Origin of the sequence: Actinocatenispora thailandica (genome assembly GCF_016865425.1) — a bacterium.
In the GTDB taxonomy this organism is placed as follows: Bacteria; Actinomycetota; Actinomycetes; order Mycobacteriales; family Micromonosporaceae; genus Actinocatenispora; species Actinocatenispora thailandica.
The window spans coordinates 4,991,520-5,013,960 of the sequence record NZ_AP023355.1; the positions used below are offsets into that span (position 1 = coordinate 4,991,520).

Here is a 22,441-nt window from a genome sequence, read left to right on the forward strand (position 1 = left end):
CGGCGCCCGATCGCGGGCCGTCGGCGGTACCCGGCGGAAGGCCGGCAGCGATGGTGCGGGAGACAGGGGAACGAAGCGCGGCGTCCAGCCGCGCGGGGGCGCTCATCGCGCCTGGGCGTCGCCGCCCTTCCTGGTGAAGATCATGCCCAGATCATGCACCCGACCCGCAACCCCACGCAAGTCGATCGGCGCCACCGCCGCCGAGCAACGGCGGGACCGTTGCGCCGCAAGGGCTTCCCGCGCGTCGTGCACCCGGGGCCGGCGGCGTCACGGAGTCGGCTCAGGACCGACCGATCAGGTCCAACGAGACGCGCCACAGGCGCTCGGCGGCCTCGGGGTCGAGTGCCCACCGCTTGACCGCGTGGCTGTGACCGGCCAGCGTCACCTCGTCGGGCACCGTCTCCGCCTCGACTCCGTCGTCGAGGTAGTGACCGCCGCTGTGGGCCAGCTCGGGGGCGGTCGCGGCGACCAACGTGGTGGCGGCACCGCACTCGACACTCTTGTACGCGAAGACACCGGCGGCCTCCAGCCGGTCGAGGTGGTCCCTCATCTCCGGGGTGAAGTCGCGTTGCAGGCCGGTGGCGACACCGCCGGGGTTCACCGCGTTCGCGACGATGCCCTCCGCGGCCCAGCGCCGGGTTGCCTCCACCGCGAACAGGCAGTTCGCCGTCTTGGACTGTCCATAGGCGAGCTGCGGGTCGTACTCGCGCCGGCTGAAGTGGATGTCGTCGAACACCACGGGCGAGTACATGTGGGCGCCGGAGGTCAGTGCGACGATGCGGGCGCCCTCTCGTTCGGCCGCACCGGCGGCGAGGGCGTCGTGCAGGCCGACGGCGAGGGCGACGTGGCCGAGGTGGTTGGTCGCGAACTGCAGTTCCCACCCCCGCTCGGTGCGCGCCAGCGTCGGCGACATGACGCCCGCATTGTTGATCAGCACCTGCAGCGGCCGGTCCCAGTCGCGGACGAGGCGCCCGATCGTGCCGGGATCCGCCAGATCCAGCAGCGCGACCTCGATCGCATCGTTGCCGGTGGCCGCGGCGATGGCGTGAGCGACCCGGGCGCCGGCGGCAACGTCCCGGACGGCGAGCGTGACCTCGGCACCGACGCTGGCGAGCGCTCGGGCGGTCTCGCGGCCGAGGCCCGAGGTCGCGCCGGTGACGATGGCCCGGACCCCGGTGAGGTCGAGGCCGGCGACGACGTCGGCGGCCGTGCTGCCGGCGTCGAACCCGGTGTCGATCAGCGAGCTGTGGCCCATGGGAACCTCCGGTACGGACGATGGCCTTACTAGGCTGACTATACAAGTACAGTATTTTCTGTAAAGTACCCTGCGACGATGGGAGGCACATGACCGAGCCGGACCGGCGTACCCAGGTGCTCGAAGCGGCGTTGCCGGTCTTCGCCCGGCACGGCTACCGCAAGACGTCCATGGACGACGTGGCGAAGGCTGCCGACATCTCCCGCCCCGGCCTGTACTTCGCCTTCTCGTCGAAGCACGAGCTCTTTCGGGCCGCGGTGCAGCACTCGCTCGACGACAGCCTCGCCGCCGCGGGGCAGGCGCTCTCCGACCAGGGGCGGCCGTTGCGCGAGCGCCTGATCGAGGCGTTCGACGAGTGGGCCGGCCGGTACGTCGGGCCGATGGCCCAGGAGATCGGCGGGCTGATGGACGCCAACCCCGGGCTGCTGGGCACGATGCCGGTGGAGTACCCGAAACGCTTCCTGGCCATGCTCGTCGACGCGCTGTCGCGCGCCGGCGAGCGGCCGGCCCGCACCCGGATCGCTCCGGTCGACGTGGCGCGGACGCTGGTCAGCACCGCCGCGGGCATCAAGTACGAGGTGACGACGCGCGAGCAGTTCCGGGCGCGGATGACCACCGCGATCGACCTCTACGGTGCCGACCGCGACCGCCACGGGGCCTGACGGTCGCCGGACAGCACGGTGTCGCCACGGGCGCTTCCGGCAGAGGGTGTCGGTTGGGGGTGGTTGTCGCTATGCTGCGCGCGGTTGTGGCGGTGGGAGGGGTGATGTCGGTGTTGCGGCGGGTCGTGGTGGTCGGAGCGCTGGTCGGGTTGCTGGCCGGCGGCGGGATCGCCGGCGCGGTACAGGCGGCGCCGAGCGGCGGACCAGCCCCGGCAGGCGTGGCGTCGACCGGTGGCTCGGAGCGGGCAGGCTCGGCCCCGCAGGGCGCGGCGCCGGGCGGTGCGGCGGCGCGGAGCACGGCGCCGGGGTATGTCGAGGACGGTACGGACGACCCGGTGGTGGCGGCGCCGCCGCTGTCGCGGCCGGACACCCGGCACTGCACGGTGACGCTGGCGAAGGAGTTCGACTCCAACGCGCCGGACGGCAGCCAGCAGTTCTACACCGGCACGCTGACGCCGCCGGCGCGCTGCCGCGGCCCGTGGGCAAAGGTGGTGCTGGACCAGACGGTGACCGTCAGCGGCCGGCAGTACGACCGCAGCGGCAGCCTGACCATCGGCGGTACCGAGGTGTGGTTCGGCACCACCGAGGAGCCGTCCGGCCCGGTGGCGACCACCTACCACGTGGCGACGGACGTGACGCGGTTCGCCGCGCTGCTGCGCTCATCGCAACCGTTCCGGGGCGGCATCGGCAACTACGTCAGCGACGTGTACACCGGGAACTACCGGCAGACCGTGACGCTGACCTACTACCTCGCCGACCGGCACCATCCGGCCCCGACCACCCCGGACGCGGTGCGCGGATTTCCCTCCCGGCAGGCGAAGCCGGGCGCCAACACGGTCCACTTCGGACTGTCGGAGTTGCCGCGCAACCTCACCCGGGCCTACGTCGAGGTGACGTTGAAGGGCAACGGCTGCGACGAGCAGTGGTTCGCCGGGGTCCCGGACGACGTGGCGGCGAAGTACCCGAACGCGGGGATGTGCGGGCACGGCCCGTACCGGGAGGCGGCGGTCGCGCTGGACGGTACGGCAGCCGGTGCGGTGACGACGTTCCCGCACATCTACTCGGGTGGGATCGTGCCGACGCTGTGGCGGCCGGTACCGGCGATCGGCACGTTCGCGCTGTATCCGGAGACGCTGGACGTGACGCCGTTCGTCGGCCGGTTGGTCGACGGTGACAGCCACGATCTGACCGTCACGGTGCCCGGCGCCGACGACAGGTGGGACGTGGTGGCGACCGTACTGCTCTACACCGATCACCACGCTGCCCGCACCTCGGGCGCGCTGACCGCGCACCGGGTGGCGCCGATCGCGCATCCCACGACCACCGAGCAACCGTTGTCCGGCAACGGAACCCGGGTCGACGTACGGGCGTCCCGAAACGACGTGACCGCCGGCTACGTGGACACCTCCGCCGGCCGGGTGCGCACCACCGTGCGATCGACGCTGTCGTACCGCAACGTCGACGACGTGACCGCGGCCGGGATGGCGCAGTCGATCGAGCAGACGGTGTCCGGCCGGCAGCGCTCGACGTCCACAGTGGACGGGCATCGGGTGGCGGCGAGCCGGCACGACTTCTGCTACCCGTTGAGCGTCGACTACAGCGCCGCCGCCTACACCGACGACCAGAACTTCTCGCTGACCGGTACGGTCGAGATGGCGCGGGTGGTGCGCACCGCGGCGGCCGGCCGGCGCGGCTGGCAGACCACCGAGCGTGGCCGGGAGTGGTTGCGCTCCACCGGCATCCTCACCCGCACCGACGGCGTGACCACCGCCTCGGACGGCTCGTCGCGCAGCACCTACGACGGGCTGGACGACGTCGGTCGCCCGTACCACCATCGCATCGTCACCGACCACGGCCGCATCCTGTCCGACGTCGCGCACCGGTAGCGTCGGCGGCGACCGTCGCGCGGTACCGCCCGATCGCGTCGTCGGCCCGCGCTGCCGCCCGGCGTCGGCGCCGCGTTCCGGCCGGTTCGTCGCCGGTGCCGGGCGCCGCATTCCGGCCGGTCCGTCGCCGGTGCCGGGCGCCGCATTCCGGCCGGTTCGTCGTCGATGACGGACCGGCGGCCGGGAATTCGTCGGCGGCACCGAGGCGACCGGCCCGGCCCCCGGGGCAGACTGGCGCGATGCAGACACTGTTGCGCAACGGGCGGGTGATCGATCCGGGTACCGGCACCGACCGGGTCGCCGACGTGCTGGTCCGGGACCGAACCGTCGCCGCGGTCGGTACCGGGCTGGCCGCGCCCGAGGGTACGACGGTGCTCGACGTGGCCGGCCTGGTCGTCGGCCCGGGGTTCGTCGACCTGCACAGCCACGTGCACTCCATCGCCGGCCAGCGGTTGCAGGCGATGGACGGCGTGACCACCGCACTGGACCTGGAGGCGGGGCTGCTGCCGGTGGCGCGGGCGTACGCGGACGCCGCAGCGGCGGGCCGCCCGCTGAACTACGGTTTCTCCGCGTCCTGGGGTGCCGCCCGCGCCCAGGCACATCTCGGGGTCGAGCCGGACGCGCGGTTGGAGACGCAGCTGGCGCTGCTCGGCGACCCGGGCTGGCAGCGCACCTCCTCCGCCGCGGAGCTGCGCGCCTGGTTGGGCCTGCTGGAGCGGGAGCTGGCCGACGGCGCGCTCGGCATCGGCATCCTGCTCGGGTACGCGCCGCGCACCGACCCGGCCGAGTTCCTCGCGGTGGCACGGCTGGCCGCGGCGGCCGGGGTGCCGACGTACACGCACGTGCGAGAACTCGTCGAGGCCGACCCGTCCACGCCGGTCGACGGGTCCGAGGAGATCGCGATCGCGGCGGCGGAGACCGGCGCGGCGATGCACCACTGCCACGTGAACAGCACGTCGCGCCGGCACGTCGACCGGGTGCTCGCGATGCTGGGGCGGGCGCAGGCGGCGGGCTCCCGGGTCACCCTCGAGGCCTACCCGTACGGGGCGGGCAGCACCGGCGTGGGCGCGTACTTCCTGGCGCCGGAGCGGCTGCCCGCCTGGGGCATCACCGCCTCGAACCTGGTACTGGTGGAGACCGGCGAGCGGATCGCGGACGAGACCCGGCTGCGGGAGGTGCGCGAGCGCGATCCGGGTGCCGAGTGCATCGTGGAGTTCCTGGACGAGCGCGACGAGGCCGATCGGGCCCTGCTGCGGCGTTCGCTGGCGTACCCGGACGCGATCGTGGCGAGCGACGCGATGCCGGTGCTGTGGGGCGACGGGGTGGTCGAGTCGCGGCAGTGGCCGCTGCCGCCCGGCGGCTCGACGCACCCGCGCACCGCCGGGACCTTCGCCCGGTCGCTGCGCACCATGGTGCGCGAGTCGGCGACCTGGAGCTGGGCGGAGGCGTTCCGGCGCTGCGCCTACCTGCCGGCCCGGGTGCTGGACACCTCGGCGCCGGCGGCACGGGCGAAGGGGCACCTCGGCGTCGGGGCGGACGCGGACATCGTGGTGCTGGATCCGGCCCGGATCACCGACACCGCAACGTACCTGGACTCCACCCGGCCGTCGGTCGGGGTGCGGCACCTGCTCGTCGGCGGGGTCCCGGTGGTGCGCGACGGCGCGCTGCTGCCGGACGCCTACCCGGGCCGCCCGCTGCGCGCCGAGCCGAGCTGACCGCAACCCGCACCCGACGTACGGTGCCGCGCCGCCGCCGACCCTGCCGTACCGGTCGGGTCGCCGCCATGCCGCGCCGCCGCCGACCCTGCCGTACGGGTCGGGTGGGCGCCTCGTCGCGGGGGACCAAACCGCAGGTCGACTCCTGTGTCGCGGTACGAACCCCGCGGTGGGGGCCGCGCCTAGGGTCTGTCTCGGGCCCCCCGGCCGAGCGAGGCGAGTCCCGTTTCGTTCGCTCGCAAGCGCAGGTCGGTTCGGGTACCGGGCTCGCACCCGGGCCCGCCGGCAGGCCGCGAGCGGCGGGGGTCGCGAGGCCGGTCCGCGACTGGCCCTCGCGACCCGGGACGGGCAGCCGCAGCCGGCGCGCGGGATTCCGAAACAGACCTGGGGGTCTGGTGGATCCCGCGACGAAGGAGCGAACATGTCCCAGCTGTCAGAGGTCGGCGGGTGGGTCGAGGAGCGGCTGCCGACGCTGCTCGCCGACAACAGGGTGCCCGCGGCGGCGGTGGCGATCATGGCCGGCGACGAGATCGTCGACACCGCGTCGGGCGTACTGAGCAAGGCCACCGGGGTGGAAGCGACCACCGACTCGGTGTTCCAGGTCGGGTCGATCACGAAGCTGTGGACCTCGACGCTGGTCATGCAGCTGGCCGACGAGGGCCTGCTGGAGCTGGATTCGACGGTACGCAGCTACCTGCCGGAGTTCCGGATCGCCGACGAGGACGCGGCTGCCGCGATCACCGTACGGCAGCTGCTGTGCCACGTCGCCGGGTTCGAGGGCGACATCTTCACCGACACCGGCCGCGGCGACGACTGCGTCGAGAAGTACGTGGCGACGCTGGCCGACGTGCCGCAGCTGTTCACGCCCGGCCAGATGTTCTCCTACAACAACGCCGGGTTCTGCGTGCTGGGCCGGCTGGTGGAGGTGCTGCGCGGCAAGCCGTACGAGCAGTGCCTGCGCGAGCAGCTGATCACCCCGCTGGGGTTGACGCACACCGCGCACGGGCCGCACGAGGCGATCATGTACCGCGCCGCGGTCGGGCACATCTCGCCGTCGCCCGACGCCGATCCGGTGCCGGCGCCGATGTGGGCGCTGGCGCCGTCGAACGCGCCGGCCGGTTCGCTGCTGACGATGCGGCCGCGTGACCTGCTCGGCTTCGCCCGGATGCACCTGTCGGACGGCACCGCGGCCGACGGTACCCGGGTGCTGAGCGCGGCGAGCACCCGAGCGATGCGGGAGCGGCAGGTCGAGCTGCCCGACCTGGGACTGATGGGCGACGCGTGGGGCTCGGTTTCGAGCTGTTCGACTTCCCCGGCGGCCCGGTGATCGGCCACGACGGCGGCACCATCGGGCAGAGCGCGTTCCTGCGGATGGTGCCGGGCGCGGGCGTCGCGGTGGCGCTGCTGACCAATGGCGGCAACCCGATGCCGCTGTACACCGAGATCGTCGGGACGGTGCTGCGGGAGCTGGCCGACGTGCAGCTGCCGGGCATGCCGGTACCGGCCGCCGAGCCGCCGGCGGTGGACGCGAGCCGTTACGTCGGCACCTACTCCTCGTCGGTGGCCGACCAGGTGGTGAGCCAGGACGAGGCGGGCCGGGTCTGGTTGCGGCGCACCCCGAAGGGCATCTTCGTCGAGCTGGGCGAGCCGGAGACGACGGTGGAGCTGGTCGGCTGGCGCGGCGACACGCTGCTGCCGCGCGAGCCGGAGCACGGCATGCACATGCCGCACGCGTTCGTCGGTGAGGACGGTTCCGGGCCGGCGCGGTACCTGCACACCGGCCGGGCCGATCCGCGGGTGTCGTCGTGATCGCCGACGAGATCCGGGCGGTCTTCGCGGCGGCCGGCGCCACCGGGTTCGTGCACGCCCGCGAGGTCGGGGTGGCCGAACCGCGCAGCGCCGGGGTCGGCGCGGACGAGCCGGTGGTGCTCGCCTCGGTGTTCAAGATCGTGGTGGCGGTGGCGTACGCCCGGGAGGTCGCCGCCGGCCGGCTGGACCCGCGGGAGCACGCCACGGTGTCCGCGCGGTACCGGATCGGCGGTATCGGTACCGCCGGCTGCGCCGACGACGTGCGGATGAGCTGGCGGGACCTGGCCCGCAACATGCTGACGATGAGCGACAACGCCGCCACCGACGTGGTGTTCCACCGGGTCGGCCAGGCCGCGGTCGACGCGGTGCTCGCCGATCTGCGCCTGACGCACACCCGGCTACTCGGCTGCTGTACCGACCTGTTCGCCTCGGTGGCCGACGATCTGGGCATCGAGCCGGGCGACGATCCGGACGCGACGCTGTCCACCGCGCCGGCCGAGCGGGTGTGGCGGCTGGCGGTGCTGGACCCGGCCCGTACCACCGCGTCGACGCCGCGGGAGATCACCGAGCTGCTCGACGCGATCTGGACCGACCGCGCCGCGACGCCGGACGCGTGCGCCGAGGTCCGGGCGATCATGGCGGAGCAGATCTGGCCGCACCGGCTCAGCAGCGGCTTCCCGGGTGAGATCACCGTCGCGGCGAAGACCGGGACGCTGCCGGCGGTACGCAACGAGGCCGGGGTCGTCGGCTACCCGGACGGGCGGGCCTACGCGGTCGCCGTGTTCACCCGGGCCGCGAGCCTGGCCGAGCGGCAGCCGGCGATCGACGCGTCGATCGGTACCGCCGGCCGGCTCGCCGTCGAGCACCTGCGCCGAGAACGCGAACTGCCCGTCGTACCCGTCCCGGAACTGGCTGGAGGTGGCCGATGAGGTCGGCACGTACGATCGGATGTCTGTTGGGGGTGGCTGCGCTCACACTCGCCGGCTGCTCGACCGGCGGCGCCGCCGGATCGGGGGGCACGCTCGCCGATGGCAAGACGTTCACGATGTCGGTGGCCACCGACCCGGGTAACCTCAACCCGCTGCTGACCACGCTGTCGGTGACCCGCGGGGTGGACCGCTTCCTGTACAGCCGGCTGGTCGAGGTGCAGAACGACGGGTCGGTCGAGGCGGGGCTGGCGGCGAAGTGGAAGGCCGACACCCGTACCGCGACGTTCACCCTGCGCCGCGGGTTGACCTGCGACGACGGGTCACCGCTGACCGCGCAGGACGTCGCCGACAACATCAGCTACCTGGGCGATGCGAAGCACAAGTCGCCGCTGACCGGGCTGTGGGTGATGCCGGGCACCAAGGCCACCGCGGACGAGTCGAGCCGCACCGTCACGGTCACCAGCGGCAGCCCGGATCCGTTCCTGCTGTTGAACATCGGCACCGTGTCGATCGTCTGCGGCAAGGGGCTGACCGACCAGAAGCTGCTGGCCAAGGGCGGCGCCGGGACCGGGATGTTCAAGGTCTCCGAGGTGGTGCCCAACGACCACTACACGCTGACCCGGCGCACCGACTTCACCTGGGGCCCCGGCGACTGGAACCCGAAGCAGAAGGGGCTGCCGGACAAGGTCGTGGTGAAGGTGATCCCGAACGAGACGACCGCGGCGAACCTGATGCTGTCCGGTGAACTCAACGCGGTGTCCGTCAACGGCCCGGACCAGCAGCGGCTGACCGCGCAGAAGCTGTTCCACGCCGATGTGCGGGCGCCGCTGGGGCAGCTGTTCTTCAATCAGGCGGCCGGCCGGGCAACCGGGGACGAGGCGGTACGCAAGGCGCTGGTGCAGGCGCTGGACCTGCCGCGGGTGGGCAAGGTGCTCACCGACGGCCACGGCAAGGCGGCGACCGGGATGGTGACCGTGGCGCCGAACCCGTGTCGCGCGAACACGGTGCGGGGCAACATACCCGCGTTCGACGCGGCGGCGGCGAAGGCTGGGCTGACCGCGGCCGGCTGGAAGCCGGGCCCGGGCGGGATCCGGGTCAAGGGCGGCACGAAGCTGTCGCTGACGGTGCTGTACCAGACCGGGATCGGTCCGACCGCGTCGGCCGCGGCGGAGCTGGTGCAGCAGACCTGGCACAAGCTCGGCGTCGACGTGAAGCTGAAGGCCATCGACAGTACCGGGCTCAACGAGGTGCTGTTCAGCTCCGGCAACTGGGACGTGTCGATGTCTCCGATCACCACCGGGCTGCCGAGCACCATCGTGCCGTTCGTGTCCGGTGCCGTGCCGCCGAAGGGCACGAACTTCTCGCACATCGACAACGCCGACTACACCAGGCACGTGCAGCAGGCGATGTCGATGGCCGGCGACCAGGGCTGCGGTGAGTGGGCTGCCGCGGAGAAGGCGCTGTACCGCGACGTCGATGTGGTGTCCTATGTGGACTCGATGGTTCCGACCTTCGGCAAGAACGCCAAGTTCGTGTCCAACGACGGGATCGACCCGGCGTCGATCCGGATGTACCAGTGAGGCTTCGATGACCACCGAGCTGCGACCGGCGCTGCCGGCCACCGCGGTACGGGCGTGGCGCAGCCCGTGGCTGTCGTTCGCGGCGCGCCGGCTCGGCCGGTTCGCGGTCTCCCTCTGGGTACTGGTGACCGCCTCGTTCCTGATGATCCACCTGGTGCCGGGCGACCCGGTACGCGCGGCGCTGGGGATGAACGCGCCCGCCTCGGTGGTCGAGGCGCGGCGGTCGCTGCTCGGGCTGGACGATCCGCTGCCGGTGCAGTACTGGCACTACCTGCGTGGCCTGGTGCACGGCGACCTCGGCGTGTCGGTGTCCAGCAACGAGCCGGTGTCCAGCGTGATCGGCCAGCGGCTGCCGGCCACCGCGCAGCTGGCGGTACTGGCGTTCCTGCTGGTGCTGCTGGTCGCGGTGCCGGTGGGCGTGACGATGGCGGTGGCGACCCGCGGCGGGCGCCGGCGCGGAGCCGAGCTCGGGTTCGCGGTCACCGCGGTGGTGCTGGCCGCGATCCCGGAGTTCCTGCTCGCGGTCGCGCTGGTGTACGTGTTCGCGGTCAACCTGCACTGGTTCCCGGTCGCCGGCCAGCAGGGGCCGCTGTCGTTCGTCCTGCCGGTGGTGGCGTTGGCGGTCGGGCCGGCCGCGGTACTGGCCCGCATCGTCCGGGTCGAGCTGCTCGCGGTGCTCGGCCAGGACTTCGTCCGTACCGCGCGGGCGAAGCGGCTCCGGGCCCGGCGGATCTACCTGCGGCACGCGCTGCCGAACGCGGTGACCGCGACGTTGACGCTGGCCGGGCTGATGCTCACCTCGATGGTGGCCGGCACCATCCTGGTCGAGAACGTGTTCGCCTGGCCGGGCCTGGGCGCGAAGATCGTGTCCTCGATCCTGGCCAAGGACTATCCGATGGTGCAGGGCATCGTGCTGGTCTACGGCGTCGGCGTGCTGCTGGTCAACCTGGTCGTGGACGTGCTGCTCGGGCTGCTCGATCCGCGTTCGACGATCCGGGAGGCGTGATGCGCCGATTGCTCGCGGTCCTGCGTACTCCGCTCGGGCTGTCCGCTGCGGCGCTGCTGCTGCTGGTGCTGGCGCTGGCGGTGCTGGCGCCGATCGTGTGGGGTGCCCAGGCGACCGCGGTGGACACCGACGCGATCCAGCAGGGTCCCTCCGGCGCGCACCTGCTGGGTACCGACGCGCTCGGCCGCGACCTGCTGGCCCGCACGCTGGTGGCAACCCGGCTGTCGATCGGGCTGGCGCTGCTGGCGATGCTGATCGGCGTCGCCGTCGGGACCGTCCTGGGTACCGCGCCGACGGTGCTGCCGCGCCGCACCGGCCGGCTGGTCGTCGCGGTGGTGAACATCGCGGTGGCCTTCCCCGGCCTGTTGCTGGCCCTGTTCTTCGCGGTGGTCTTCGGCGTCGGTACCACCGGGGCGGTGCTCGCGATCGGCTTCGCCACCGCACCGGGCTTCGCCCGGGTGGCGCAGACGCTGTCGGCGTCGGTGGCCGGCCGCGACTACGTGGCGGCGGCCCGGATCGCCGGCGTCGGGCGGTTGCGGGTACTGGTCCGGCACGTGCTGCCCAACATCGCCGAGCCGCTGGTGGTCAACGCGACGATCGGGGCGGGTGCGGCGCTGTTGTCGTTCGCCGGCCTGTCGTTCCTGGGCATCGGGGTGCAGGCCCCGTCGTACGACTGGGGGCGGCTGCTGGGCGACGGGCTGAACCGGATCTACACCAACCCGGCGGCGGCGCTCGGGCCCGGTGTCGCGGTGGTACTGGCGGGGCTGGCGTTCAACCTGTGCGGCGAGACGATCGCGGCGGCGCTGGGGCAACGCACGCCGCTGCGCCGGCTGCTGTCCCGCCGCCCGACACCGGCCCCCGCCGCGACCGGCGAGCCCGAGCCGGCCGGCGCGGTACTGCGGGTCGAGCAGCTGTCCGTCCGGTTCCCCACGGCCGCCGGCTGGGCCGAGCCGGTACGCGGCGTCACCTTCACGCTCGGCGCGGGCGAGGCGGTCGGCGTGGTCGGCGAGTCGGGGTCGGGCAAGAGCCTGACCGCGCTGGCGGCGGCGCGGCTGATCGAACGGCCGGGCGTGGTGGTCGCCGACCGGTTGGAGTTCGCCGGCCGGCCGCTGCTGTCCACGCCGGAGCGGGAGCTGCGCACCCTGCTGGGCACCTCGCTGGCGATGGTGTTCCAGGACCCGGCCACCTCGTTCAACCCGACCCGCCGGATCGGCCGGCAGCTGGCCGAGGTCGCGCAGGAGCATCAGGGCCTCGGCCGGCGCGGGGCGTTCACCCGGGCGATCGAGCGGCTCGCGCAGGTGCGGGTACCGGCACCGGCCAAGCGGGCCCACCAGTACCCGCACGAGTTCTCCGGCGGGATGCGGCAGCGCGCGATGATCGGCATGGGGCTGATGGGTACCCCCCGGTTGATCATCGCCGACGAACCGACCACCGCGCTGGATGTCACCGTGCAGCGCCAGGTGCTGCGGCTGCTCGACCAGGTACGCCGGGACACCGCCGCGGCGGTCCTGCTGATCAGCCACGACATCGCGGTGGTGGCGCAGACCTGCGACCGGGTGCTGGTGATGTACGCGGGGCGCATCGTCGAGGATCTGCCCGCGGCCGGGCTCACCGAGCGGGCCCGGCACCCGTACACCCGGGCGCTGCTGGCGGTGGTGCCGGACCTCGCGGCCGACCGCGACCAGCCGCTCGGGGTCATCGCCGGCCGGCCACCGGAGCCGACCGCGCTACCGGTGGGCTGCGCGTTCGCGCCGCGCTGCGGGTTCGCCACCGAGCGGTGCCGGGCGGCGGATCCGGTGCTGGCATCGGCCGACGACGGGCACCGGGTCGCCTGCTGGCACCCGGTCACCGACGGGACGGCCGGCGGCATCACGCGTCGCGGCGCCGCACCGGTGTCGCGACGGAGGGAGTACGCCGATGAGTGAGCTGGCATTCGACAACCTGCGGGTGCGGTACGGCACGCACCGCTCCGGGTTGACCGCCGTCGACGGGGTGGACCTGACGGTGCCCGCCGGCAGCGTGGTCGGGTTGGTCGGCGAGTCCGGGTCCGGCAAGTCGACGCTGGCCCGCGCCGCGGTCGGGTTGGCGCCGGTGACCGGCGGCCGGGTGTTGCTCGACGGCGCCGACGCGCGGCGACCGCCGGCCGGTCGCCGGCCGATCCAGCTGGTGTTCCAGGACCCGTACTCGTCGCTGGACCCGCGGATGACGGTCGGCGCCTCGATCGCGGAGGCGCTGCCGCGCGGTGCGTACCGGCGGCGCTCGGCACGCCGGGACGAGGTCGCCCGGCTGCTGGAGCTGGTCGGCATCGATGCCGGCCGCGCCGCGGCACTGCCGGGTGCGCTGTCCGGCGGGCAGCGGCAGCGGATCGCGCTGGCCCGCGCCCTGGCCGGCCGGCCCGAGGTGGTGATCGCCGACGAGATCACCTCGGCGCTGGACGTGTCGGTGCAGGGTTCGGTGCTGAACCTGGTACGCGGGCTGCAACGCGAGCTGGGCCTGACGATGCTGTTCATCTCGCACAACCTCGCCGTGGTGCGCTACGTCAGCGACTACGTCGCCGTGCTGTACCTGGGGCGCATCGTGGAGGTGGGCCCGGCCGAGCGGCTGCTGGCCGACCCGCAGCACCCGTACACCCGGGAGCTGGTCGAGGCGGCCCCCTCGGCGCACGGCTCGCTGCTGGACCTGCCGGAATCGCCGGTGACCGATGCCGAGCCCGGCGACCCGCACCGGCCGCCGTCGGGTTGCCGGTTCCACCCGCGCTGCCCGGTCGGCCCGCTGGTGCACCCGGACCGATCCATCTGTACCCGAGTCGACCCGGCGGCGGTCGCCGCGACCCGCGAGCACCGCGCCGCCTGCCACTTCGCCGCGGTCGCCGGCGACACCGGGTCCGCCCCGGCCGCCGGCAGCGAGGCCGGGGCTGTCCGCGGCACCGAGTCGCCGGCCTCGAATTCGGTTGTCCGGACAGGGTTTCCGGGCACCGGACCAGACACGCTGGACTAGCACCGAGGGCGGCGGTTCCGGGTCGGTGCCGCGATCGCCAGTTGACGAGGAGGACCAGATGGCCGGACGTCCGAGCATCGACGACCTGTACGCGATCGCGCTGCCCGAGCAGCCCGCCGCGGCCCCGGACGGCAGCATCGCGTACGTGCTGCGTACCGCGCGGCGCGACCCGGACCGCGACCGGCGCACGGTGTGGCTGGTGCGTCCCGGGATGCCGGCCCGGCAGTGGACGTTCGGCGAGTCCGACACCGCGCCGGCGTTCTCGCCGGACGGCAGCCGGCTGGCGTTCCTGCGGGCCACCGACGGCCCGGCACAGCTGTGGCTGCTGCCGGTGGCCGGCGGTGAGGCCGAGCAGCTGACCTCGCTGCCGTCGGGTGCCGGTGCCCCGGTGTGGAGCCCGGACGGGACCCGCATCGCGTTCGGCGCGCCGGTCGACCTGCACGCGATGCCCGGCGAGGGCGAGGGCGAGGACGTGGCGGCGGCCCGGCGGCGGGCGCCGATCGTCACCGACCGGCTGGACGGCAAGGCGGCCGGGGCCGGCCTGCTGCGCACCCTGCGCAACCACCTGCACGTGCTCGACGTGGCGACCCGCGAGGTGCGCCGGATCACCGGCGGTGACTGGCACGCCGGGGATCCGGCCTGGTCGCCGGACGGTACCCGGTTGGCGTTCGCGGCGGCGCGGGACGCCGACGCGGACCTGACCATGCGGATCGGCGCCTACCTGGTGGATGCGGTGGCGCGCGACGCGCGGCCGGCGCCGGTCGGCGGCGCCGACTGGCAGCTCGGTACCGTCGGGTGGACGCCGGCAGGCGACGCGCTGCTCGCGGTGGGCCGCACCGACACCGCGGTCGGCAACGCGGGGCTGCTGCGCATCCCGCTGGACGGCGGCGAGCCGGTCGACCTGGCCGCACCGCTGGACCGCAACGTGATGCCCGGCGGGCCCGGCTATCCGGGTGCGCTGCCGCAGCCCACCGCGGACGGCGATGCGGTGCTGTTCTGCGTCCGGGACAACGGATCGACCCACCTGTACGAGGTGCCGCTCACCGGCGGCGAGCCGCGGCTGGTGGTCGGCGGCGACGGCAACGTCTCCGGGGTCTCCACGGCGGGTGACACCGTCGGGTTCGTGCTCGCCACCCCCACCTCGTACGGTGAGGTCGGCACCGTGGACCGCGGCACCGGCGAGATCACCGTGCACACCACGCACTGCCCCGCCGACGCGGTCACCTACCGGCGGGAGGAGCGCGAGTTCACCGTCTCGGACGGGACCGTGGTGCACGGCTGGCTGGTACGCGACCCGCAGCGGCCCGGCCCGCTGCCGTTGCTGCTGGACATCCACGGCGGGCCGCACAACGCCTGGAACGGCGCCGCCGACCCGGCCCACCTGTACCACCAGGTGCTCGCCGACCGCGGGTGGGCGGTGCTGCTGCTCAACCCGCGCGGCAGCGACGGCTACGGGGAGGCGTTCCTGACCGGCGCGATCGGCGCCTGGGGTGAGGCGGACGCGGCCGACTTCCTGGAGCCGATCGACCAGCTGGTCGCCGGGGGGCTGGCCGACCCGGACCGGCTGGCGGTCACCGGGTACAGCTACGGCGGCTACCTGACCTGCTACCTGACGGGCCGGGACCGGCGGTTCGCCGCGGCGGTCGCCGGCGGGGTGGTCGCCGACCTGACCAGCATGGTCGGCACCTCCGATCTGGGGCACTACCTCGCCACCGCGGAGCTGTCCGCCGTGCCGTGGCGCGACCCCGACCGCTACGCGCGGCTGTCCCCGCTGACCCGGGTGCAGGACGTACGGACCCCGACGCTGCTGGTGCAGGGCGAGAACGACGACCGGTGCCCGGTCGGTCAGGCCGAGCAGTGGTTCGGCGCGCTGCGCGCCCGGGGCGTACCGGCCCGGCTGGTGCGCTACCCGGACGAGTCGCACCTGTTCATCCTGGACGGCGCCCCGTCGCACCGGGCCGACTGGAACAGCCGGGTCGTCGACTGGGTCGAGCGGTACGCGGCGCCGCCGGCGCGACGTGGCCGCCCGGCGCTGGACGGCGCGCACTGGCAGCGCCGGCTGAGCGAGCTGGCGGCGGCACATCAGGTACCGGGGGCGACGCTGGGCATCCTGCGTCTCGGCGAGGACCCGGTGCTCGCCCACCACGGCGTCACCAGCGTGGCGACCGGCGTCGAGGTCCGGGATGACACGCTGTTCCAGATCGGGTCGATCAGCAAGGTGTGGACCGCGACGGTGGTCATGCAGCTGGTCGACGAGGGCAAGCTGGAGCTGGACGCCCCGGTCGCCGAGGTACTGCCGGAGCTTCGGCTCGGCGACCCGGAGGTGGCGAAGCGGGTGACGATGCGGCACCTGCTCACCCACACCAGCGGCATCGACGGCGACGTGTTCACCGACACCGGCCGCGGCGACGACTGCGTGCAGCGCTACGTCGAGGAGCTGGCCGCGGTCGGGCAGAACCACCCGCTCGGCGTCACCTTCTCCTACTGCAACGCCGGTTTCGTGCTCGCCGGCCGGGTCATCGAACAGCTCACCGGCCAGACCTGGGACCAGGCGCTGCGGGAACGGCTGTTCATCCCGCTCGGCCTGGCGCACACCACGACGTTGCCGGAGGAGGCACTGCTGTACCGGGCGGCGGTCGGGCACGTGGCCGAGGGCGACGCCGAGCCGCGGCCGGCGCCGGTGTGGGGGCTGCCCCGCTCGGTCGGGCCGGCCGGGCTGATCACCGCCTCGGCCGGCGACGTGCTCGCGTTCGCCGCGATGCACCTGTCCGGCGGGGTGGCCGCCGACGGTACCCGGGTGCTGGGCGAGCGGTGCGCGGCGGCGATGACCGAACACCAGACCGACGTACCCGACCCGTACCCGCTGGGCGACTCGTGGGGGCTGGGCTGGATCCGGTTCGGCTGGCACGGCAGCCGGTTGATCGGGCACGACGGCAACACGATCGGGCAGTCGGCGTTCCTGCGGCTGCTGCCCGAGCAGGGGATCGCGGTCGCCCTGCTCACCAACGGTGGCAACACCCGCGACCTGTACGAGGAGCTGTACCGGGAGATCTTCGCCGAGCTGGCCGGGGTGGCGATGCCGGAGCCGTTCGGGCCGCCGGCACGGCCCCCGGTCCACGACCCGGGCCGGCATGTCGGGGTGTACGAGCGGGCCAGCTCCCGGATCGAGGTGTTCCAGGTCGACGGCGAGCTGCGGATGCGGCACACGGTCACCGGCCCGCTGGCCGAGCTGCACCCGGAACCCGCCGAGGAGTACCCGCTGCTCCCGGTCACCGAGGACCTGTTCGCGCTGCGCGCGCCCGGTACCCGGACCTGGCTGTCGGCGGTGTTCTACCGGCTGCCGACCGGCGAGCCGTACCTGCACTTCGGTGCCCGCGCCACCCCGAAGGTGTCGGCATGATCGCCGAGATCGAGCAGCTGGTGCGCTGCGAGTCACCGTCCGACGATCTGGCCGCGGTCGCCCGCAGCGCCGACACCGTCGCGGCGCTGGGTACCCGGCTGCTGGGCGTCGAGCCGGAGCGGCTGGTGCTGGCCGGCCGTACCCACCTGCGGTGGCGGTTCGGCGCGTCCCGGCGGGTGCTGGTTCTCGGCCACCACGACACGGTGTGGCCGCACGGATCGCTGTCCACGCACCCGTTCGAGGTGCGCGACGGGGTGCTGCGCGGTCCGGGCTGCTTCGACATGAAGGCCGGGGTGGTGATGGCGTTCCACGCGCTCGCCGCGCTGCCCGACCGGGACGGCGTGACGCTGCTGGTGACCGGCGACGAGGAGCTGGGCTCACCGTCGTCGCGGGAGCTGATCGAGCAGGAGGCGCGCGGCTGTGCGGCGGCGCTGGTGCTGGAGGCCTCCGCCGACGGCGGCGCGCTGAAGACCGAGCGCAAGGGCGTCTCGCTGTACGAGGTGGTGATCGAGGGGCGCGCCGCGCACGCCGGGCTGGAACCCGAACGCGGGGTGAGCGCGACGATCGAGGCGGCGCACCAGGTCCTCGCGGTCGCCGAGCTGGGTGACGCGGCGGCCGGTACGACGGTGACCCCGACCCGGATCGAGGCCGGTACCACCAGCAACACGGTCGCCGCGGGCGGCCGGTTCGCGGTCGACGTCCGGGTGCGCAGCAGCGCCGAGCAGGACCGGGTGGACAAGGCGATGCACGCGCTGGCGCCGCGGCTTCCGGGCGCCCGGGTGCGGGTGACGGGCGGGCCGAACCGGCCACCGCTGGCCGCCGACGCCTCCGCCGGCCTGTACGCCCGTGCCGGCGCTATCGCCGACCGGCTCGGCGTCGGCCCGTTGAGCTGCGCCGCCGTCGGCGGCGCCTCGGACGGCAACTTCACCGCCGGCGTCGGTACCCCGACCCTGGACGGGCTGGGCGCCGTCGGCGGCGGCGCGCACGCCGATCACGAGCACCTGCTGGTCGAGCAGCTGCCCCGGCGCACCGCGCTGGTCCGCGAGCTGATCGCCGAGCTGCTGGGCGAGGAGGGGCACCGATGAGCAGCGCCGCCCGAACCGACCACCCGGTTGCCAGCTCCTTTGCTCTGGACACCCATATGCACCACCGCGTGGTGCGCTCAGGTGCGCAGAGCAAAGGACGCCGAACAGATGGGTACCCGGTCGGCGTGCCGACGGCCGCATCGCACCGGACGGTGACCCGGTGAGCGCGGCGACCGATCTCGCCCAGGCGTCGCGGCAGGCCGGGGACACGGCGGCGGAGCCGTCGGCGCAGGCCGAAGTCGCGGCGGCGATCGGCGCGGCCGAGTCGGCGGCCCGGTCGGCCGGGGTGTACATCCGGGCGCTGGACGGGATGGCCGAGCTGCACCGGATGTGCGAGCTGTACGAACGGATCTGGCGGTTCGGCGCCGACAGCATGCCGCTCAGCGTGGAGCTGGTGCGCGCGATGTCCAAGGCGGGCAACTACATCGCCGGCGCGTTCGACGGCGACGAGCTGGTCGGCGCCTGCGTCGGGTTCTTCGCCCCGCCGGCGCACCGGTCGCTGCACAGCCACATCGCCGGGGTCTCGCCACGTACCCGAGGGCGCAGCATCGGCTTCGCGCTGAAGGTGCACCAGCGGGCCTGGGCGCTGGGGCACGGGGTTGCCGAGATCGCCTGGACCTACGACCCGCTGGTGGGGCGCAACGCGTACTTCAACATCGGCAAGCTCGGTGCCCGTCCGGCCGAGTACCTGACGAACTTCTACGGGCCGATGCACGACGGGCTCAACGGCGCCGACGAGACCGACCGGCTGCTGATCGAGTGGCGGCTGGGCGACCCGCGGGTGGTCGCCGCGTGCGCCGGGACGCCGGGCCGGTTCGACGCGGCGGCCGAGGAGGCGGCCGGCGCCCGGTACGCGCTGCGCCGCTCGCCGGCCGGTGACCCGGAGCCGGCACCGGTGCCGGCCGGCGCGCCGACCGTACTGGTGGCGGTACCGCGTGACATCGAGGGGCTGCGCGCCACCGACCCGGACCGCGCGGCGCGCTGGCGCACCGCGGTACGCGACGTGCTCGGTGGGCTGCTCGCCACCGGCGGGCGGATCCGTGGGTTCGACCGCGACGACTGCTACATCGTGGACACAGGAGGCAGTGCATGAAGTTGACCGGGGTGGAGCTGCGTACCGTCGAGATGCCGCTGGTGGCACCGTTCCGGACGTCGTTCGGTACCCAGCAGGTCCGCGAGATCCTGCTGCTGCGGGTGGTGACACCGGAGGCGGAGGGCTGGGGCGAGTGCGTCGCCATGTCCGACCCGTTGTACTGCTCCGAGTACGCGACGGCGTGCGCCGACGTGCTGCGCCGGTTCCTGATCCCGGCGCTCGGCCGGGTGCCGAGGCTCGACGCGACGCTGGTGGCGCCGACCCTGGCGAGGTTCAAGGGGCACCGGATGGCGAAGGCGGCGCTGGAGATCGCGGTGCTCGACGCCGAGTTGCGGGCCCGCGGCGTACCGCTGTCCCGGGAACTCGGCGCGGTGCGCGACCGGGTGGCGTGCGGCGTGTCGGTGGGCATCATGGACTCGATCCCGCAGCTGCTGGACGCGGTCGCCGGTTATCTGGACGCCGGGTACCTGCGGATCAAGCTGAAGATCGAGCCCGGCTGGGACGTCGCACCGGTTCGCGCGGTGCGGGAGCGGTTCGGTGACGAGGTGGCGTTGCAGGTCGACGCGAACACCGCGTATCACCGGGCCGACGCGCGGCACCTGGCCCGGCTCGACCCGTTCGACCTGCTGCTGATCGAGCAGCCGCTGGACGAGGAGGACGTGCTCGGCCACGCCCAGCTGGCGAAGCAGCTCGCCACCCCGGTGTGCCTGGACGAGTCGATCGTGTCGGCGCGGGCCGCGGCGGACGCGATCGCGCTGGGTGCCTGTTCGATCGTCAACATCAAGCCGGGCCGGGTCGGCGGGTACCTGGAGGCCCGGCGCATCCACGACGTGTGCGTGGCACACGACGTACCGGTGTGGTGCGGAGGGATGTTGGAGTCGGGGATCGGCCGGGCGGCGAACCTCGCGCTGGCGGCGCTGCCCGGGTTCACGCTGCCGGGCGACACGTCGGCCTCGGACCGCTACTACGCCCGGGACGTGACCGAGCCGTTCCGCCTCGACGACGGGCACCTGCCGGTACCGGCCGGGCCCGGCATCGGGGTCGATCCGGTCCCCGACGCGCTCGACGCGATCACCACCCGTACCGAGTGGATCGCGGTCTGACGCCGACGCGGGCCCGGTACCGGAGGTGACCGCGTCCGGGCTCTGTTGGGATCGACGAAATCCCTCTAGGATTTCGTCATGCACGCCCAAACCCGGGGCGAGGAGCGCGCCCTACGTTCAGGGACGTGCTTGTCGCCGTGACCGCCGGACGACCGCGGGCCAGCCTGGGCCGGATCCTGGAGGATCTCGGCGACACCCTGCTGGAGCTGGTCGCCGGTGATCCGGAGCCGGTCGACGAGGTCGGCGGCGTGGTCATCCACGATCCGCTCGACGAGCTGGCGCTGCCCCGGCACGCGCTGGTCCTCGGTGTCGGCGTGCACCAGCCCGCCGAGATCGCCGCGCTGCTGGCCGAACTCGGCGAGCACGGGGCGGCCGGGCTGGTGGTGCGCGCGCCGGTCACCGCGGACGAGCGGCTCGCCGGCACGGTCGAGCGGTCCGGGGTGGCGCTGCTGGGCCTGACCCGCGGCGCCTCCTGGACGCAGCTGGCCGCGATGCTGCGCTCCCTGATCGCCGAGGGCGACGTCGGCGACACTGGCCCGGAGACCCTCGGCGGGATGCCGTCGGGCGACCTGTTCACGCTGGCCAACGCGATCTCGACGCTGCTGGATGCGCCGATCACGATCGAGGACCGCAGCTCCCGGGTCTTGGCGTTCTCCGGCCGGCAGGACGAGGCGGACCCGTCCCGCATCGCGACGGTACTGGGCCGCCAGGTGCCGCAACGGTTCACCCGCATCCTGGAGGAGCGCGGGGTCTTCCACGAGCTGTACCGCAGCGAGGACCCGATCGAGGTCGCACCGATGCCCGGTACGGCGGCCGAGATCACCCTGCGCCGGGTGGCGCTCGCGATCCGGGCCGGCGACGAGATCCTGGGCTCCATCTGGGCCGCGGTGCGCTCGCCGCTGTCCGCCGAGCGCACCCAGGCGCTGCGCGACGCGGCGAAGCTCGTCGCGCTGCACCTGCTGCGGCTGCGCGCCGGCGCCGACGTGGAACGCCGGCTGCGCGCCGACCTGGTCGCCACCGCGCTGGAGGCCGGGCCCGGCGCCGCGGACGCGCTGACCCGGCTGGGCCTGGCGGACGCCGGCTGCCTGGTGCTGGCGCTCACGCCGGTGGGCCTGGCCGAGGACGAGGGCCTGACCGCCACGCACGCCCAGCTGGTCGCCGAGCGGCAGCGGCTCACCGACGCGTTCTCGATGCATCTCAGCGCCGTGTACCCGCGATCGGCGGCGGCGCTGATCGGCGACGTCGGGTACGGCATCGTCGGCTGCCGACCGGACCGTGGGGACGCCGAACAGCGCGCGGTCCGGGTCACCCGGGAGTTCCTGGGCCGGATCGGCAGCAGCCGCCGGGTACTGGTCGGCGTCGGATCGGTCGCGCACGACCACGCCGGGCTGGCCCGGTCCCGGGCGGGCGCCGACCGGGCACTGCGGGTACTGCGGCGCGGCAACGGTTCGACCGGCGTCGCGCGGATCGCCGACGTGTACGTCGACGCGCTGCTGATCGAGCTGGCCGATCTCGCCGCCGCCCGCGGCGACCAGCCGAGCGGGCCGGTCGCCCGGCTGCTCGCCTACGACGCGAAGCGGCGGACCTGCCTGGTGGAGACGCTGCACGCCTGGCTGACCGCGTTCGGCGACGTGGTGGCCGCCGCGACCACGTTGCACACCCACCCGAACACGTTCCGGTACCGGCTGCGGCGGCTCGCCGAGGTCGGCGGCATCGACCTGGCCGACCCGGACGCCCGCTTCGCCGCCATGCTGGAGCTGCGCCTGATGGGCTACTCGCCGCCGGCGGCCCGATCCGGGCCCGGTTCGTGAGGTAGCTCTCGAACTGCTGTTCGGGGGAAGCTCTCCCGTCGCGGGGCGGTTGGCGTCGGCGACGGTACCGGCGCGGGCCGGAGGCCCCGGGCGACGAAAGGTGGCGGCGC

At 73.9% G+C, this 22,441-nt stretch carries 14 protein-coding genes and 1 pseudogene; 14 read left to right on the top strand and 1 reads right to left on the bottom strand.

The genetic code is table 11. The annotated features are described in order from the left end of the window. Positions 1 to 280 precede the first annotated feature (280 nt). Complete coding sequence (locus Athai_RS22190) at positions 281 to 1,255, bottom strand: SDR family NAD(P)-dependent oxidoreductase (protein WP_203963280.1); 975 nt, start codon at positions 1,253 to 1,255, stop codon at positions 281 to 283. Between the two features lie 89 nt (positions 1,256 to 1,344). Here Athai_RS22190 and Athai_RS22195 point away from each other — a divergent pair, with 89 nt between their 5' ends. From Athai_RS22195 to Athai_RS22265, 14 genes and pseudogenes are all read left to right on the top strand, one after another. After that, complete coding sequence (locus tag Athai_RS22195; RefSeq protein WP_203963281.1) at positions 1,345 to 1,917, top strand: TetR/AcrR family transcriptional regulator; 573 nt, start codon at positions 1,345 to 1,347, stop codon at positions 1,915 to 1,917. 104 nt (positions 1,918 to 2,021) lie between these two features. Then, on the top strand, positions 2,022 to 3,803 hold the full coding sequence (locus tag Athai_RS22200; protein WP_203963282.1) for a peptide-N4-asparagine amidase: 1,782 nt from the start codon (positions 2,022 to 2,024) through the stop codon (positions 3,801 to 3,803). A gap of 95 nt (positions 3,804 to 3,898) precedes the next feature. Continuing rightward, on the top strand, positions 3,899 to 5,518 hold the full coding sequence (locus Athai_RS22205; RefSeq protein WP_275422525.1) for an amidohydrolase family protein: 1,620 nt from the start codon (positions 3,899 to 3,901) through the stop codon (positions 5,516 to 5,518). A 514-nt stretch (positions 5,519 to 6,032) separates the two neighbouring features. Next, positions 6,033 to 7,327, top strand: a pseudogene (locus tag Athai_RS34345) (serine hydrolase domain-containing protein). After that, positions 7,324 to 8,256, top strand: coding sequence for a serine hydrolase (locus Athai_RS22220; protein ID WP_203963286.1), 933 nt, complete (start codon positions 7,324 to 7,326; stop codon positions 8,254 to 8,256). The pseudogene Athai_RS34345 and the gene Athai_RS22220 overlap by 4 nt, the downstream one beginning before the upstream one ends. A 32-nt stretch (positions 8,257 to 8,288) precedes the next feature. Continuing rightward, entirely contained in the window at positions 8,289 to 9,836 is a 1,548-nt protein-coding gene (locus Athai_RS22225) for an ABC transporter substrate-binding protein (protein WP_239157457.1), read from the top strand. A gap of 7 nt (positions 9,837 to 9,843) precedes the next feature. Beyond that, complete coding sequence (locus tag Athai_RS22230) at positions 9,844 to 10,842, top strand: ABC transporter permease (protein WP_203963288.1); 999 nt, start codon at positions 9,844 to 9,846, stop codon at positions 10,840 to 10,842. Beyond that, positions 10,842 to 12,767, top strand: a complete 1,926-nt coding sequence (locus Athai_RS22235) for a dipeptide/oligopeptide/nickel ABC transporter permease/ATP-binding protein (protein WP_203963289.1) — start codon at positions 10,842 to 10,844, stop codon at positions 12,765 to 12,767. Before Athai_RS22230 ends, Athai_RS22235 begins: the two co-directional genes overlap by 1 nt. Beyond that, positions 12,760 to 13,839, top strand: a complete 1,080-nt coding sequence (locus Athai_RS22240) for an ABC transporter ATP-binding protein (RefSeq protein WP_203963290.1) — start codon at positions 12,760 to 12,762, stop codon at positions 13,837 to 13,839. Before Athai_RS22235 ends, Athai_RS22240 begins: the two co-directional genes overlap by 8 nt. Before the next feature lie 58 nt (positions 13,840 to 13,897). Continuing rightward, positions 13,898 to 17,239 carry a serine hydrolase gene (locus Athai_RS22245; protein WP_203963291.1) on the top strand — a complete coding sequence of 1,114 codons (3,342 nt, stop codon included), beginning with the start codon at positions 13,898 to 13,900 and terminating at the stop codon, positions 17,237 to 17,239. Next, a complete protein-coding gene (locus Athai_RS22250; protein ID WP_203963292.1) occupies positions 17,236 to 18,324 on the top strand; it encodes a M20 family metallopeptidase in 1,089 nt (362 codons plus the stop codon). The genes Athai_RS22245 and Athai_RS22250 overlap by 4 nt, the downstream gene beginning before the upstream one ends. Positions 18,325 to 18,484: 160 nt before the next feature. Further along, complete coding sequence (locus tag Athai_RS22255) at positions 18,485 to 19,417, top strand: GNAT family N-acetyltransferase (RefSeq protein WP_239157099.1); 933 nt, start codon at positions 18,485 to 18,487, stop codon at positions 19,415 to 19,417. After that, complete coding sequence (menC, locus tag Athai_RS22260) at positions 19,414 to 20,520, top strand: o-succinylbenzoate synthase (RefSeq protein ID WP_203963293.1); 1,107 nt, start codon at positions 19,414 to 19,416, stop codon at positions 20,518 to 20,520. Before Athai_RS22255 ends, menC begins: the two co-directional genes overlap by 4 nt. Positions 20,521 to 20,645: 125 nt before the next feature. Continuing rightward, positions 20,646 to 22,331, top strand: coding sequence for a PucR family transcriptional regulator (locus Athai_RS22265; RefSeq protein WP_239157100.1), 1,686 nt, complete (start codon positions 20,646 to 20,648; stop codon positions 22,329 to 22,331). Positions 22,332 to 22,441 lie beyond the last annotated feature (110 nt).